Origin of the sequence: Bacillus sp. BS3(2021) (genome assembly GCF_021043345.1) — a bacterium.
Lineage (GTDB): Bacteria > Bacillota > Bacilli > Bacillales > Bacillaceae > Bacillus > Bacillus paralicheniformis.
Genome location: NZ_JAJNDM010000007.1, coordinates 20382 through 36901 on the forward strand (window position 1 = coordinate 20382; position 16520 = coordinate 36901).

A 16520-nucleotide genomic window follows, 5' to 3' on the forward strand; every position below is an offset into this window, starting at 1 on the left:
ACTAAATAAAACATCCGCACGTTCCTCGCGACAAAGTACCTAAGTCACCCGGCAGACAGGGACAGACTTTGGAATCATTTTCTGAGTGTTTACAATATTCGCAACGAAAGTTCTACAAAACTTTACAAAAAGTTCTTACAATAGAAATTGTTACTCTAATCTGAAAGGTGGAGAAATGGTGGGAATACAGAAAAGACGGTTTTCAAGGAAAAACATTCTCCGTATTCTGCTAACCTCAGTGATGATACTCAGTTTACTCATTCCAAACACCCAGACATATGCAGAAGAACCAAATGAACACCCGCTGATCAACCTCAGCATCCTGGGTACGACAGATATCCACGCCCATATCATGGACTATGACTACTATGCCGACAAAGAAACGGCAGAATTCGGACTGGCCCGCACGGCTCAGCTGATCGAAAAGCACCGGAGCCGGAATCCGAACACGATTCTTGTCGACAACGGCGACTTAATTCAAGGGAACCCTCTAGGGGAATATATCTTCAAACATGAACGTGAAGCAATTATCTCCGGAACGAAAACACACCCGATCATTGATGTCATGAACAAACTGCACTATGACGCCGGCACGCTCGGAAACCACGAATTCAACTATGGCCTTGAATTCCTTGACGGCACGATAAAAGGCGCCGAATTTCCCATCGTCAATGCCAATATAAAAACATCGGACGGAAAGAACAAATATACGCCATATCATATTGAAGAGCGGACGCTGACGGATGAAAGCGGCCAAAAGCACCAGCTTAAAGTCGGCTACATCGGCTTCGTTCCGCCGCAGATTTTAACATGGGATAAAAAGCATCTGGACGGCAAAATCACGGTGCAGGACATCACCGAATCAGCGAAACAAACGATTCCGAAAATGAAGCAGGAAGGCGCCGACGTGATCATTGCGATCGCCCACTCCGGAATTGAAAATGGCGAACAGGCGGCGGGAGCAGAAAACGCCGTATATGACCTGGCTCTCAAGACGGAAGGAATAGATGCGATCATCTCCGGACACCAGCACGGTCTGTTCCCCGGTACCGACTATCCAGGAAATGGCGTGATCGACAATCAAAAAGGAACGATCAACGGCATCCCTGTCGTCATGCCGAAAAACTGGGGCAGCCATTTAGGAATCATCGATATGCAGCTTGAACAGGACGGCAGCAAATGGACAGTGAAAGATGCCAGCGCAAAAACGGAAGCGATTGCCGGAAATGTGACGTCACGACACGAAACCGTCGTTTCCACGATTAAAGACACACACGAAAAAACGCTTGAATACGTCCGCGCGCCGGTTGGCCAAACGGAAGCTGATATTAACAGCTTTTTCGCACAAGTAAAAGACGATCCTTCGATTCAGATTGTCACAGACGCACAAAAATGGTATGCGGAAGATGTCATGAAGGGAACGGAATACGAAAACCTGCCGATTTTATCAGCGGGCGCGCCATTTAAAGCAGGAGGGCGTAACGGTGCTGATTATTATACAAACATTAAAGCAGGAAACCTTGCGATCAAAAACATCGGCGATTTGTATTTGTACGACAATACGCTCTATATCGTCAAGCTGACGGGAAGCGAAGTGAAGGACTGGATCGAAATGTCGGCCGGGCAGTTCAACCAGATCGACCCTTCAAAATCGGGTGAACAGGCGCTCCTCAACCCCGATTTCAGGTCGTATAATTTCGATGTCATTGACGGTGTGACCTACCAGATCGATGTCACACAACCGGCAAAATACAATGCGTCAGGCGGGGTGAAAAATCCGCAGGCCAACCGCGTCAAACAGTTGTCTTACAACGGAAAAGCCGTCCGCGACGATCAGGAATTCCTTGTGGTCACAAATAATTACCGCGCGTCCGGGGGCGGCGGATTCCCGCATCTGACGCAGGACAAAGTCGTTTATGCGGCGGCTGATGAAAACAGGCAGGTGCTCATGAACTACATCATGGAAAAGAAAACGGTCAATCCTGCCGCCGATAACAACTGGTCGATCGCTCCGATTAAAGGAGCCGATGTGACATTCGAATCTTCTCTCCTCGCCAAACCGTTTGCTGAAAAAGCGAAGGACATCGATTTTGTCAGAGAATCCGAAAACAGCGGATATGGCGTCTATAAGCTGAACTTTGAAGGTACAGAGCCTCCGGTTGATAATGGAAACTGGACGTTAACAGTCATGCACACGAACGACACGCACGCCCACCTTGATGAAGCGGCAAGGCGCGCTGCCAAAGTGAAAGAAATCCGCAGTGAAGCAGAAAACAATGTGCTGCTCGATGCCGGCGATGTCTTTTCCGGTGACTTGTATTTTACAAAATGGAACGGACTCGCCGATTTGAAGCTGATGAACATGATGGGCTATGACGCCATGACCTTCGGCAACCATGAATTTGATAAAGGGCCGAAAGTGCTCGCAGACTTTCTGAGCGGAAACAATGCGGCCGTCGATCCGTTAAACAGACACCAGCTGGAAAAGCCCGATTTTCCAATCGTCAGCTCCAATGTCGATGTATCAAAGGAGCCTCAGCTGCGAAGCTTTCAAAAAGAGCCTGCACTCTTAACAGCGGGAGAAAAGAAAGAAAGCGGCATCTATCCTTATATTCTGCTTGATGTAAACGGCGAGCAAGTCGGCGTATTCGGCCTGACGACGGAAGATACGTCATATACGTCAAGCCCCGGACCGAACATTGCGTTCCATGACGCTTATCTGTCAGCGGAGAAAACGGTCAAGGAACTGAAAGAAAAAGAAAAGGTCAACAAAATCATCGCCCTCACCCACCTCGGCTACAACCGGGATCTGGAGCTTGCCAAAAAAGTGAAGGGCATCGATTTGATTATCGGCGGGCATACGCATACACTCGTCGATCATTTAAAAGTGGTGGAGAGCGAAGAACCGACAATCGTCGCCCAAGTGAAAGACTACGGGCAGTTTTTAGGACGGGTCGATGTTGTGTTTGATGAGAAAGGCGTCGTTCAAACGGATCAATCAAGGTTCAATTTGATCGCGATTGACGGCAAAGTGGACGAAGATCCTCCAGCGAAAGAAGTGCTTGACGGCTTTAAAGAAGATATTGACGAACTGAAGAAGAAAAAAGTAGGCTATGCCGATGTCCCGCTTGACGGAAAACGCGAGCATGTCCGCTCAAAAGAAACCAACCTCGGCAATTTTATCGCGGACGGCATGCTGAAGAAAGCAAAACAAGCCGGCGGGGCTGACATCGCCATCACAAACGGCGGCGGAATCAGAAGCGGTATTGCCAAAGGCGACATCACACTCGGCGATGTGCTGACGGTCATGCCGTTCGGCAACACCCTTTATGCCGCTGATTTGACGGGTGCGCAAATCAAAGAAGCGCTTGAGCACGGGGTGAGCCAAGTCGAAGAAGGCGGAGGCGCGTTTCCGCATGTCGCGGGTTTATCCTTCACATTTACACTGAGCAAGCCAAAAGGTGAGCGCATCCTTGATGTGAACCTTGTCAATGACAAAGGGGATGCTGTTCCGCTCGATTTGGACAAAACCTACCGTGTGGCTACAAATAACTTCATGGGCGGCGGCGGAGACGGCTATTCCGTTTTTAAAGAAGCGAAAAACGGTGTCGATCTCGGTTTTACCGATTACGACATTTTTACAGAGCAGCTTGCCTTGTACGATTCTGTTTCACCGAACATCGAAAACAGAATCACAGAAGTGTTCCTTCCTGACCGTCAGACAGACGGCACTTGGACGCTTGCGGAAAAACCGTTCGAAACATACGCGAAAAACGCAAATCAGGTGATTGCTTATTTCCCTGACACAGAAAAAGACCACATCAAGCTGAATATGACAAAAGCACAGACTGACCTTGTCAAAGAAAGAATTGATGATCCAAGTATCACCCTGAAAAACGATCGCATTGCGATGCAGCTTCCAGCCGTTAATCTGGCAAGCGAAAAGACTAAAATCAGCATCAAAATCGCCAAGAATATCAAACAGGCGGTCACAAAGGTATATGATTTCAACATTCAGCAGAATGGAAAAACGGTCAGCACATTTAAAGAGCCTGTCGGACTGTTTTTCCAAGTCGAGGCTCCTGACAAACATTTGAGCGTCTATTATGTCGACCGCAAAAACAACAGCTTCACAAAAGTGACAAACGGCTATACGAAAGGCCGTACCGTTGCAGGCTATGTCGACCATTTCAGCGAGTATACCGTGATGAATGACAAAGATGCCGGGTCTCCTTCACTTCCGCCGGGTTCAGGCGATGATGACGGTCCGAATGGCGGCAGCGGCGGTCACCCCCCTGCTTCGCCCGGCGCCGGAAGCGGCGGAGACGGATCAGGCGGTCATGGCAGCGGCGGGTCAGATGACGGAAATGAACCTTCAGATGGTTCAAACGGCGGGTTTTTGCCTGACACCGCTTCAAACGCCTATCATTGGCTGATGCTCGGCCTGCTGCTGCTTATATCCGGAAGCGGTCTGTACCTTTACCAAAGGAAGCGGCGCAAACTCCAAATCTAAATAAAAAAGTGCGGTCTGCTAAAGGCAGAACCGCACTTTTTTTATTCAACCCATTTCACGATTTGATCAAGCGCCCGTCTCGTCTTCGGACGCGGTTCTTTCACGCGGTAACCGAAAGCGGCCATGACCGAGATGTCAAAGCGGCCGTCCTCCAACAATCCTTCTTTTTCAAGGATGTCGTGGACTTTGTCGTAATTAAAGCCTTCAATCGGGCAGGAGTCAATACCGATCAAGGCGGCCGCCGTCATCATGTTGGCAAGCGCGATGTACGTTTGCTTTGATACCCAGTCAAACATCGCTCTGTCGCTTTCGTACAAATGAAAATCGCCGTCTTGGAAACTTTTCAGAACGCCGTCTTCTTTCAGCATATTTTCAATGATGTCCTCCGGCATTTTTTTCACATGCTTTAACTGATCTGCAACATACCCGGAATCATGCCGCATTTCCTTAGCCGTGCGTCCGAGCAGCAAAACGAAATGGCTGGCTGTCGGCAGCTGTCCCTGTGCGCCCCATGAGACCTGGCGCAGTTTTTCACGCAGCTCTTTATTTTGGACGACGACGAACTTCCACGGCTCGAGGCCGACAGAGCTTGGCGACAGTCTGCCCGCTTCTAAAATGAACTGAAAATCCTCGTCTGATATCTTTCTGTCCGGATCAAACTCTTTTGTCGCGTGTCTAAATTGGAATGCGTCAAGAATCTCCTGCTTCTTGGATTGCTGTGTCATGTTCTGTTCTCTCCTTTTGTCTATAGTTTATATTCCTTTCTTAATTTCATTCTAATCATTATAATAGCAATAAGAAAGTACGCACATTTTTGTGGCATAGTATCATTTTTTATACTAAGGAGAGAGGAAAATGAACAAGAATCCGAAGGCATGCGAAACACCGGACGGTTATTCATGCCCGGTGGAAGCAACGATCGATATCATCGGCGGCAAATGGAAAAGCGTCATTCTGTATCATTTGATCGATGATAAAAAACGCTTTAATGAGCTGCGTCGTTTAATTCCCGCCGTGACACAGCGGATGCTGACCCTCCAGCTTCGCGAACTTGAGCGCGACGGCATCGTCTGCCGCACGATTTATAAGCAGGTTCCCCCGAAAGTCGAGTACAGTTTAACTGAGTTCGGCAAGACGCTGATTCCGATCATCAGTCAAATGATGAATTGGGGAGCTTCCTATGCCGGCAAAATCAAGGAAGCGCGCCAACGATCGGCTGCCGCTGAAATGCTGGAATCGCAAGGCTAATTGGCCGGCTCGATTTTCAAGAGAAAGTCTTTGATTCTGCTTAAGTATTCTTCAGGATCGTGGCGGAATCCGCCGACATGTCCCGCGCCTTCAATCAAATACAGTTTCTTTATCCCTTTTTTCCGGTCATACAGGCTTTTGGCCATTTCCGGCGGAACAAGCTGATCATTTGTGCCGTGGATGATAAACAGCGGCGTGTCTGACTGCTCAAGATTGCTGACCGGCGATATGTCGGCAAGGCTCCAGCCATGGCGCCGTTTGATCAGCCCGCTTGCCAACGGGATGAGAAACGGCACGGACAATTTGACGGCGGCTTTCAGCTGAAAGCGGCATAGCTCTGTTAAATCGCTGAAGCAGGAATCGGCAATACAAAACTTGATTCTCCTGTCCTGTTTCATCAGCTCGATGGCAGCCGCGGCTCCTAGCGATTCGCCAAGCACTCCGATCCAAAGGTCTTTGCCGAACCTGTTCTCAAGCTCGTCAGCCCACCTCGCCAAATCGTCCTTTTCGTAAAATCCGTAAGAAACGTGTGAACCGCCGCTCAATCCGTGGCACCTGCTGTCGCAAAGCAGAACATTGTAGCCGATGGACTGGAACAGCTCGACGTATTTATACCCTCCAAACAGCGACCACTTGATGCCGTGGGAAACGATGACGGCTTTCCTGCTCTTTTGAACGGGAAAAAGCAGCGCATGCAGCCGGCATCCATCCCCCGCCGTCAAAAACAGCTCTTCTTTGTCGTGTGACTCAAACACATCATCGATGATCTCGCCGTGTTTTAGTCCGCTGAAAAAGGTTTCTTCATATGTGCTCCTGTTCGGCATAACAAACAAATAGCTGACAATCAGACTGACGGCAAAAATACTGATCCCAATTCCAAAGACCATCAACAAAATTCCGATCCACACGGCCCTCACCCTTTACGTTCTTGTTTTAACTTATTGTATTCCGAACGGGTCTGGGCGTGAGTCGCGGAAAAAAATTGGCGTCAAGAGCACCCGTTTCCGAGCTGGATGACTTTCGCTTTTCCTGCTGCTTCTCTCAATACGCCTCTTGTATCAAATATCACGGTTGCATGGTTTAGTAACAGCTCTTTCGGAAGTGCGTCATGATCGGTCAAAACGACAACACAGTCGTACGCTTTCAGCATCTCTGAATCTATCGGCATGCTTGCCAGTTTTTTGCCGCTGAGGTCGAGTTCCGGAACGTGCGGATCATGGTAGGAAACATCAGCCCCCATGCCGATCAGCTTCTCTATAATATCAAGCGATTTTGATTCGCGGACATCCGCTATATTACGTTTATAGGTGACGCCATAGATTAAAATGCGGGCGTCTGTCGCCTTATCTTTCCCTGCCAGTTGCAAGGAACGCTCTGCGATATAGCGGACGATTCTATCATTTGTCGCTTCCGACAGCTCGATAAAGTCGCTCGATAAACCGCTTTGTTTCATGACAAACTGCAAATACAGCGGATCGACGGGGATGCAATGGCCGCCGATGCCGGGACCTGGATAAAACGCCGCAAAGCCGTACGGCTTCGTGCTTGCCGCCTCGATGACTTCCCATACATTCACCCCGAGCTTGTCGCATATCATCGCGAATTCATTAATGAATGAAATATTAATAAACCGGTACGTATTTTCCAGCAGCTTTGTCAGCTCCGCTGTTTCAGGCGATGTGACAGGCACAACCTCTTCATAAATGCCGCTGTATAATTGATGCACCTTTTCAAGGCATGCCTCCGTCGCGCCTCCCACTACCTTCGGCACGACTTCAATCGGAAATTGATTGCCCGGATCAACGCGTTCTGGAGAATAAGCCAAATAAAAATCCTTTCCGCATACAAGGCCGCTTTCTTCGAGGATCGGTTTGACGATGTCCCTTGTCGTACCCGGATATGTCGAGCTTTCCAACACAACGAGCTGCCCTTTTTTCAAGTGCCCTCCAATCGATTGCGCCGCTCTTTTCACATAAGTCAAATCAGGACCCGCATCATCATTCAGCGGCGTCGGTACGCAGATGATGACGGCATCCGCTTCGCCGATTAAACCGTAGTCCGAAACAGGACGAAAGAAACCGGTGCCTATTCCGTCCTGCACCGCTTGATCGTTGATATCTGAAATATAGCTGTTCCCTTTCCGTAATGCCTCGACTTTCTTTTTATCCAAATCAACACCGATAACCCGAATTCCTTTTGATATCAACAACATGGCCAAGGGCAGACCGACAAACCCCAAGCCGATGACCGCTATCGTTTCGTTATGCATTTCCTGTTTGCTCATTTATCAAATCGCCCCTTCTGTACATTCCTTTAATAAACTATGTTTTAAATCTTTTTTTGAAAGGGACGATCTACCAAATCAAAACCTATTTATTTTTCATATCAGATGTTTGAAACGAAGAAAGAGGCAGCTGCACCGGCTGCTTCTGCAGCACAGACTGGTAGATTCCAAAAATCGTTTCAATCGCCCTTTTCCCTTCATAGCCGTCAACCAATAGTGTGTCTTGGCGCTTGACGGCGCTTATAAAGTTTTGGTACATGGCGGTTTGTTCGCCGCCGAGATCAATCAGCTGCGCCGCTTCTTCAGCAGCATCCTTCTCCCCGTGGATATACCAGCGGCTGATCCGGTTTAATGCCGGGCCTTCCAATGAAATCGTTCCATGTTCTCCAAAAATCGAGAGAGAGCTTCCGATATTGTTTGGCTGTGTGACGATATTCGCTTCTACTACTCCTTTCGCCTGACTGGCAAACGTCAGAACACCGACAGCAACATCTTCCGTTTCTTTTGCTCCGGAACCGCCCAGTATATCTCCGTAAACGCCTTTTACATCACCTAAAAACCATTGCAGCAGATCGATCAGATGTATCCCTTGATTGACCAGCATCCCGCCGTCTTTTTCCCAGCTTCCCCGCCAGGTTGCCGCTTCATAATAAGCGGGTGACCTGTTTAAGCGAAGCGATACTGTGCCTAAGTAGATCCTTCCCAGTTTTCCTCTCTCAATCGTTTCCTTCAGTTTTTTCATGATCGGCCGGTGGCGCATCTGGTGGCAGACCATGAGCTTCAGCCCGTTCTGTTCCGCCAGTTCTATCAGCTCATCGGCATCCTGTAATGACAAGGTCATCGGTTTTTCGACGATGACGTGCTTGCCTGCCTGCAGCGCAGCTTTGGCCATTTCGGCGTGCAGTCCCGAAACCGCCGCAATAATGACCGCTTCTATTTTAGAATCTGAAAGAAGCGCTTGATACTGCTGATAACGGGTCATTCGGCTTTCATCTCCGGCGAAGGAAGCATAGTATTGTTCCGCCTCCTTCATCCGTTCTTCCTGCAAATCACTGACGGCCGACAACTTTGCATCACCGCACCCGGCCAGTGCTTGAAGATGTTTTCTTGACATATAGCCGCAGCCGATTAAACCGAAATGAACCGTCACTTTCCCCCTCCTCCTTTTTTCAGCAGCGCGGAAATAATTTGCTCTTGTTCCTCAGCGGCTAGAAAAGGATCCATCGGAATCGCGAAAAGGGTTTCGGACAAGGACTCGGCTATAGGGAAATCGCCTTTTTTGTACTGCAATGAAGAATAGACCGTTTGCAAATGAAGGCAGCAAGGATAATACACGCCTGAATGAATGTTCTGCTCTTTCAGCGATTGAATGAATTCGTCGCGGTCTTTCGCGCCGATACAATAGAGATGATAGATATGTGTGCGGTCTTCTTTCTCAGCCGGCAGTGTGAGATGCTCCGCCGTTTTCAAACCTTCCCTGTAGCGGCTGGCAACTTTTCTTCTTTGTTCATTCCAGCCGTCGATTTTCTCAAGAAGAATGAGCAAAGCAGCGGCATGTAATTCATCAAGACGGCTGTTGAAACCGATTTTGTCATGGAAGTATTTTTTGCTTGTGCCATGGGTTCTGAGTGTTCTTAATTGCCGGGCCGCATCCGGATCTGAAATCGTCACCATTCCCCCGTCTCCCAACGTTCCTAAGTTTTTTGTCGGGAAAAATGAAAAACAGGCGGCATCCCCGATGCTGCCGACAGGCCGCCCTTTATATGAAGCGCCGAACGCTTGGCAGGCATCCTCAATCACAAGCAGTCCGTGTTTTTTGGCAATCGCCATGATCTCGTCCATATCAGCCGGCTGTCCGAAAATGTGGACGGGAATGATCGCTTTAGTAGCAGGGGTGATCTTTTCTTCTATTTTTTTCGGATCAAGGTTGCAGGTTTCACGATCAACATCAGCAAACACCGGCTTAGCCCCCACCCTTGAGACAGCTTCGGCGGTCGCAAAAAAAGTGAACGGCGTCGTAATGACCTCATCCCCTTTGCCGATACCGAAAGCTTCGAGCGTCAGCACTAATGCATCCGTTCCGTTGGCGACCGCGACCGCTTCTTTTACACCAAGCTTTTCGGCTATTCTTTTCTCCAGCTCTTCAACCTTGGGCCCCAATATATATTGGCCGCTGTCCAACACATGCTCAAACTCTTGTAAAATATCTTGTTTTACCGTTTGAAACTGGCGTTTTAAATTGATTAACGGGATCATCTCTGTTCCTCCTCTAAAATCAAAAAGTTCCAAAATAAGTTATGATGCCTGCCGGTAATTTGGCACGGCTTGATTTTTTTCATAAAAAAAGACCTACTTGTTCAGTAAGTCTTGACCATGCTTATTTGTTAATGCCTAATTTCCCTTCCAGCAGCTGTTTGTTATGAAGGACGGATTTGTCATCGGGACGGTATTTTCTCGCCTCTTCATTGTGCTGATACGACTTTTCAAAGTCTCCTAAATTGTAGTAGCACACACACATTTGCAAGTGAGGGTACCAAGTGTAATATGCCGGATAGGTGAAGCTCCATTTATTCGAATCAGGCACCAGTGTTGTCGCCAGCTCATACCAGTAGATAGCGGCATTGTATTCCCGCCGCCGCTGAAAGTTATAGCCGATTCTTGAGCATGTTTCGGCACGAGGCGTTTTGGAAAATTCAAATGACTGGAAGAGCGATCTCAGCTCATTATCCAAGTCGCCGAGAAAGCGGTGGCAGTCGGCTTTGTTGATGCAGGCGTATACTTTGTCTTCAATCCATCCTTCTTTCATTTCAATGTTTTTATTGTAGCTTTCAATTGCTTTTTCGTAGTGTCTGTTTTCTCTTAATTCATTTCCGTAGTAAAAATAGTCGCGCGGGGTAAACGTGTCGCCGCGATCGATCTTCTTTTGGTAAATATTGAGGTTTCGTCCGACAGAGTGGCGGATTTTTTTATGCGTCACCGAGATATCGGCATTGATGATGTTCCCGAATACCTCCAAATATTGATGGCAGTCGCCTTTCCATTTAAAGTTTTTCTCCCTTTTCACCAGGCGGTTGCGGCGGTACCTTAATGTCACATTTCCGAATTCGTCAGTTCCCGCATCATAGTACATGGACACGGAATCAACGGAAGGATCAAGCGTTTCCTTCAACTCTTTTAATTTTTTCTGATCTTCCTCAAGCAACACATCGTCCGCATCCAGATAGAGAATATAATCCTTTGTGGCGTGTTTAAACGATTCATTGCGGGCAGCCGCAAAATCGCCGATCCATTCAAAGAAAAAGACGCGGTCTGTGTAGCGCTTCGCAATCTCTACGGTTTGATCTGTCGATCCCGTATCCACAATGTTAATTTCATCTACAATGTCTTTCACTGTATCAAGGCATCTCGCCAATACTTCTTCTTCATTTTTGACAATCATACATAGGCTGATTGTAACCAAAGCCTTCACTCCCTGAGACTCTTTTTTAAAATCTACCCATAAAATATGAACCAGCAGCTGATCGCGTTTGTGCCGCTGTCACTGTTTTAGCTTTTCAGGCTGTGCCATTTCCGAAGTATTTTTCATAGAACTTTCTTTTCTCGCTTGAATATAGATACTACTAGCGAAAATGTGTTTAACCAGGAGGTTTCAGATGGATAATGAATTGGAATATTTGCTAGACTCTGTTGGGCTTAGCTGGAGAGAAACCGAAATATCCCAACTGATATTTCAACACAAATGGCACGATGCTGCGCAGAAGCTGGAAGAGAGGCTGGAAGCCGCTCCCTTCGATCCCGGCTTACTGATAAGCGCTGCTTTTGTTTATGAAAAAAAGCAGCAGGTTCAGAGAGCGTCTGAATTATATGATGATGCCCTCCTGTTTGTCAGGCGCGAACATCAACATCGCCTCATGAAGGAGAAAGAAGACCTTTTCAAAAAAATGGTCAGGCGTCCAAAGATCATTTTTTTCGTCAAACCGGATTTAGACCGGTTTTTGAATGCTGTCGTTGAGCGCCTTTCCGGAACTTACCGGACCAAAAAAATCGCGGTTCATGATTTGAATCAAATCGACACTGGCATGCAATGGGCGGATATTTGCTGGTTTGAATGGTGCGATGATTTATTGATCCACGGGAGCAAAGTCCCTTCTGCAGCGGCCAAAACATTAATATGCAGGCTCCACAGCTATGAAGCATTTACTTTTTATATTAAAAAGGTATATTGGCAAGCGGTGGATCAAGTGATCTTTGACGGGGAACACATGCGGGAATATGTATTAGATCAAGTTAAATCGTTGAAAAAAGAGAAAACGGCCGTCGTTCCAAATGGAATCAAGTTAGACGAATACACCTTTCAGCAAAGGCAAAAAGGCTTTCATATCGCATATGTCGGCTATATCAACTATAAAAAAGGTCCGATGCTTTTGCTGCAGGCTTTCAAGGCACTGATTGACAAAGACCCAAGATACAAACTGTTCATCGCCGGGACGTTTCAGGACGCCCGCTATCAGTTGTACTTCAAGCAAATGATTGATGAACTCCGGCTGACTGACAGCGTCCAATTTGACGGATGGCAGGATGATATGAATCAATACTTGGAAGATAAGCATTACCTGATTTGCACGAGCCTTCTTGAAAGTCAGCATATGTCGGCCATGGAAGCGATGGCTAAAGGCATAAAACCGCTGATTCACAATTTTTACGGCGCAAAGACGATATACGATGAATCAGTTGTTTGGAATACAATAGATGAATTCGTGGCCATGATCACAAGCGGTGATTATACATCTCTCCATTATCGGTCGTTTATTGAAGAGCATTATTCATATGACCTGAGCATGCGCAAAATTGAAGAGATGATTTCAGGCTTTGCAAAGCAGTCAGAGTTGACGGTTATGCCAAATCCGCCGCTGATTACGGTAGGCATCATCAACTATAATTACAGTAATTTTATTGATGAATGCCTTCAATCCGTTTTAAATCAACTCTACCCTAATATCGACATTCTGATCGTTGACGACCACTCAACTGACGACTCGATGCAAAAAATCAGCAGCTATCAAAAAACGCATCCGCACATTCGAACGATATGCCACAGCGAAAATACAAAACTTCCTGATCTCGCTTTTAAGGAAATCTTCCAAGAGGCAAAAGGCGAATATGTTTTGCTTTTAAGCGCAGATGATTTCCTTCCGCACAATTTGGTGCTCCATGACTTTATGCAGTGCTTTTTTGGAGAAGAGGGATTAGATTATGTGTACGGGGACCTTTTGCTTGTTGATCAACACGGAAAAAATGCGGGGCTGTGGACGTATCAAGAGTATGGCGATGAGGAGCTGGTGAGGACTATTTTTCAAAGGGGCGGCTCAGGCATTGTCCCGATGGTGGGCATGTTTAAAGCATCTTATTATCAGCAAAAAGGCTTTACTTGGCTGGTTGATCCGCAAAAGCCGCTTGCAGGGGATGTGCTGAATTGTTTGGCCAACACGAAGCGCGGCTGGAAGCGCCGCTATTTAAGAAAACCTGTATTGTGCTACCGCCGCCATCAAAACAATATTTCCTACCAATTGCATAAAAGGATTCAATCGCTTGTGTACGTCATCGACTATATTGTGAAAGAATTTGACGAAAGCGTCTATTTTCCCCATATCAAATGGAAGGAGCTTGAGGAAAATCAAAGACAGTCCTTGAAATATTTCAGCATCGGAAAAACCTTTTGGAGAATGGCCCGGAGATACGCACAAAACGGATATACCCGGCATTTAGATCAAGACGCCAAAAAAGAATGCATTCAGCCGCTTCTGGATAAAATGGATGAATACTTCCAATTAAGCCTCGCTTCAGACAATCAGTATGAACGATATATGAAAAATATTAAAAAAATCCAGCTGATATAATGCCTTCCGCTCTGTGGAAGGTTTTTCTCTTATACTCTCGCACAAATACACAGTCATATAGATTCATTTATACGTATGATAGAGCGCACAAAGCGTTTTTATTCTGCCATTAAAAGGAGAAATTGAAAGCAGCGTGATCGATGGGAGGTCATCATGAAAGATTTCAAGTCAGACATCATTCATTGTCTGGAACAAAAAGATTGGAACAAAGCCATGAAGCGCTTAAAAGAGTGGGAAGCCGACGGCTCGCATAACGAGCCCGATTTTTATTTTCTTCAAGCCTCTCTTTCTGTCTATCTCGGCCATGACCATAACGCCTGGCTATGGCTCTGGAGGGGGCTTGACCTTTTTCCTGATAACAGATCTTTAAATCTGCTGATGGGAAAAGTGTGCCTGCGCACCGGAAGGGAAAAAGAGAGCGCGGCCTATCTTCAAAAAGGAGATGGAGCAGAAACCGAAAGCGGGCCAAAGCTTGATCTTCCTGTTCATGAAAAAACCGAGCCTCCGGCTGGGCAAATCCGCGTTTTGCAAGGCACAATGGAAATCGCCAACCAAATGAACACCTTGGCTAAAGGGCTCTCACAGCATGGCGCGCTTGCCCACACTTTAAATTACTATCCTTATTATTTAAATTACGCTGCCGACTACACCTGGTCATTGCTGAAAGAACGCAATACGCCCGCCATGAATGCGAAGCTGAGAAGGCTTGCCAGTGATCTCTTGCCATCCTATGATTTGTTCCATTTTCATTTTGGCACAAGCTTTACGCTGGACATGTCGGATTATCCCATTTTAAAACAGGCGGGTAAACCAATGATCATGCATCATTGGGGCAGCGATGTGAGGCTTTATTCAACATTGGCTAAAACAAATCCATACGCCGTTGTCAAAACGAAAAACGAAGCGCGAATTCGATATCACCTCAAACGAATTTCACAATATGTCCAGCACTGCATCGTCGCCGATATGGAACTTTACGAGTATGTAAAAGACTATTATGAGCATATCCACATGATTCCTACCATGATCCAGCTTGACCGCTATATTCCCGACTACAGATCAAATGAAAAACCGCTCATCGTTCATGCCCCCACCTCTCCAGGAATAAAAGGAACCCGCCATATCCTTAAGGCGGTGGAGTCTTTAAAAGAAAAATACGATTTTCATTTTCACCTAGTACGAGGGGTTTCTCATGAACAGGCAAAGAAAATCTATCAAAAGGCGGATTTGATCATTGATCAGCTTCATATCGGCAGCTATGGATTATTTGCCGTCGAATCGATGGCAATGGGGAAACCCGTTATCTGTTGGGTCAGTGATTTTATGAAGGAGCACTATCCTTCCGAACTGCCTCTCATAAGAGCAAATCCCGACAACATTACAGAAGTGATTGAAAATGTGCTGAAAAACCGGGATATGCTGCCGGAAATCGGCCAGAAAGGAAGAAAGTATGCAGAAGTTCATCATGATATGGTGAAAAACAGCAAAAAAATGCTGGCTGTTTATCAGACGCTACTTTCGGGATGATATTGAACACCTTTCGCGTCGCGGGATTTGTAATTCAAAAAAACGAAACAAGCAGGTGAACAATTGATGAGCGATATGACAGAGTTATCCGGCCAGCATATTTTCATAACTGGCGGAGCAGGCTTTATCGGATCCTCTTTAATAGGAAAACTGATAGAGCGCAACAGCGTCACCGTATACGACAATTTTTCAAGAGACTCCCTCCGGTATAAACCTTACCGGGACCATCCTCACTTGAAAGTGGTGCAGGGAGACATTTTAGATGTGAACACGCTTAAAAAGGCGATCCAGGGAGCCAGCCACATTGTCCACGCCGCCGGCATCGCAGGGATTGACACGGTCATTCAAAATCCCGTTAAAACGATGCAGGTCAACATGATCGGTTCAGCCAATCTGCTAGAAGCGGCTGCAGGTTTAACCGAATGCAAAAGGGTCGTTTGTTTCAGTACGAGTGAAGTGTTCGGCCAAATCGCTTTCAGAGCGCGCGAGACCAGTCATACTGTTTTAGGAGCTGTGGGAGAAGCTCGCTGGACATATGCTGTCAGCAAACTCGCCGAGGAACATATGGCATATGCCTATTTTAAAGAACTGGGGCTCCCGACCGTCACCGTCCGCCCTTTTAATGTTTATGGACCGGAACAAGTCGGGGAAGGCGCCATCAAAACGATGGTTCACAGAGCTCTGTTAGATGAGCCGATTTATATTCACGGCGACGGAACGCAAATCCGGGCCTGGTGTTATGTAGATGACATGATCGACGGAATATTGCGCTGTTTGACGATGAAAGAAGCCATCGGAGAGTCTTTCAACATCGGCAATGAACGGACTGTGATCACTGTATACGGATTGGCAAGCACGATTATCAGAGTTCTTGGATCAAAATCGCAAATCATCTTTGGAGAGAAAAAAGAAGCCGATATTGAACTTCGCATCCCTCAGGTCAATAAAGCAAAAGAAATGCTCGGTTTCAGCGCAAAAGTAGATCTGGAAGAAGGGATCACAAGAACAGCTGAAAGCATTCAAAAAAATTTGGATCAATAAGAAAGGAGGC

At 46.8% G+C, this 16520-nt stretch carries 11 protein-coding genes; 5 read left to right on the forward strand and 6 right to left on the reverse strand.

Features of this window, described 5'->3' with window-relative positions:
* Positions 1 to 175 precede the first annotated feature (175 nt).
* On the forward strand, positions 176 to 4513 hold the full coding sequence (locus LQ247_RS15845; protein ID WP_231006256.1) for a multifunctional 2',3'-cyclic-nucleotide 2'-phosphodiesterase/3'-nucleotidase/5'-nucleotidase: 4338 nt from the start codon (positions 176 to 178) through the stop codon (positions 4511 to 4513).
* 41 nt (positions 4514 to 4554) lie between these two features.
* Here the strand turns inward: LQ247_RS15845 and LQ247_RS15850 are convergent, their stop codons facing one another.
* Positions 4555 to 5238, reverse strand: a complete 684-nt coding sequence (locus LQ247_RS15850) for an NAD(P)H-dependent oxidoreductase (protein ID WP_020450562.1) — start codon at positions 5236 to 5238, stop codon at positions 4555 to 4557.
* Positions 5239 to 5368: 130 nt separating this feature from the next.
* Here LQ247_RS15850 and LQ247_RS15855 point away from each other — a divergent pair, with 130 nt between their 5' ends.
* Positions 5369 to 5761 (forward strand): winged helix-turn-helix transcriptional regulator, encoded by a 393-nt coding sequence (locus tag LQ247_RS15855; protein ID WP_020450561.1) that lies wholly within the window; start codon positions 5369 to 5371, stop codon positions 5759 to 5761.
* On the opposite strand, the gene LQ247_RS15860 is transcribed toward LQ247_RS15855, so the two are convergent.
* From LQ247_RS15860 to LQ247_RS15880, 5 genes are all read right to left on the reverse strand, one after another.
* Complete coding sequence (locus LQ247_RS15860; RefSeq protein WP_075755089.1) at positions 5758 to 6669, reverse strand: alpha/beta hydrolase; 912 nt, start codon at positions 6667 to 6669, stop codon at positions 5758 to 5760. The genes LQ247_RS15855 and LQ247_RS15860 overlap by 4 nt on opposite strands.
* Positions 6670 to 6749: 80 nt before the next feature.
* Positions 6750 to 8045 (reverse strand): nucleotide sugar dehydrogenase, encoded by a 1296-nt coding sequence (locus LQ247_RS15865; RefSeq protein ID WP_095293055.1) that lies wholly within the window; start codon positions 8043 to 8045, stop codon positions 6750 to 6752.
* 85 nt (positions 8046 to 8130) lie between these two features.
* Positions 8131 to 9195 (reverse strand): Gfo/Idh/MocA family protein, encoded by a 1065-nt coding sequence (locus LQ247_RS22210; protein ID WP_026580659.1) that lies wholly within the window; start codon positions 9193 to 9195, stop codon positions 8131 to 8133.
* Positions 9192 to 10301: a DegT/DnrJ/EryC1/StrS family aminotransferase gene (locus LQ247_RS15875; protein WP_231006257.1), complete on the reverse strand. Its 1110-nt coding sequence runs from the start codon at positions 10299 to 10301 to the stop codon at positions 9192 to 9194. The genes LQ247_RS22210 and LQ247_RS15875 overlap by 4 nt, the downstream gene beginning before the upstream one ends.
* Before the next feature lie 121 nt (positions 10302 to 10422).
* Positions 10423 to 11505 carry a glycosyltransferase gene (locus LQ247_RS15880; protein ID WP_031304956.1) on the reverse strand — a complete coding sequence of 361 codons (1083 nt, stop codon included), beginning with the start codon at positions 11503 to 11505 and terminating at the stop codon, positions 10423 to 10425.
* A 193-nt stretch (positions 11506 to 11698) separates the two neighbouring features.
* Here LQ247_RS15880 and LQ247_RS15885 point away from each other — a divergent pair, with 193 nt between their 5' ends.
* The 3 genes from LQ247_RS15885 (at position 11699) to LQ247_RS15895 (ending at position 16510) form a co-directional block, all read left to right on the forward strand.
* Entirely contained in the window at positions 11699 to 13942 is a 2244-nt protein-coding gene (locus tag LQ247_RS15885; RefSeq protein ID WP_231006258.1) for a glycosyltransferase, read from the forward strand.
* Positions 13943 to 14095: 153 nt separating this feature from the next.
* Positions 14096 to 15469: a glycosyltransferase gene (locus tag LQ247_RS15890; protein WP_231006259.1), complete on the forward strand. Its 1374-nt coding sequence runs from the start codon at positions 14096 to 14098 to the stop codon at positions 15467 to 15469.
* Positions 15470 to 15535: 66 nt separating this feature from the next.
* A complete protein-coding gene (locus tag LQ247_RS15895) occupies positions 15536 to 16510 on the forward strand; it encodes an NAD-dependent epimerase/dehydratase family protein (RefSeq protein WP_095293063.1) in 975 nt (324 codons plus the stop codon).
* Positions 16511 to 16520 lie beyond the last annotated feature (10 nt).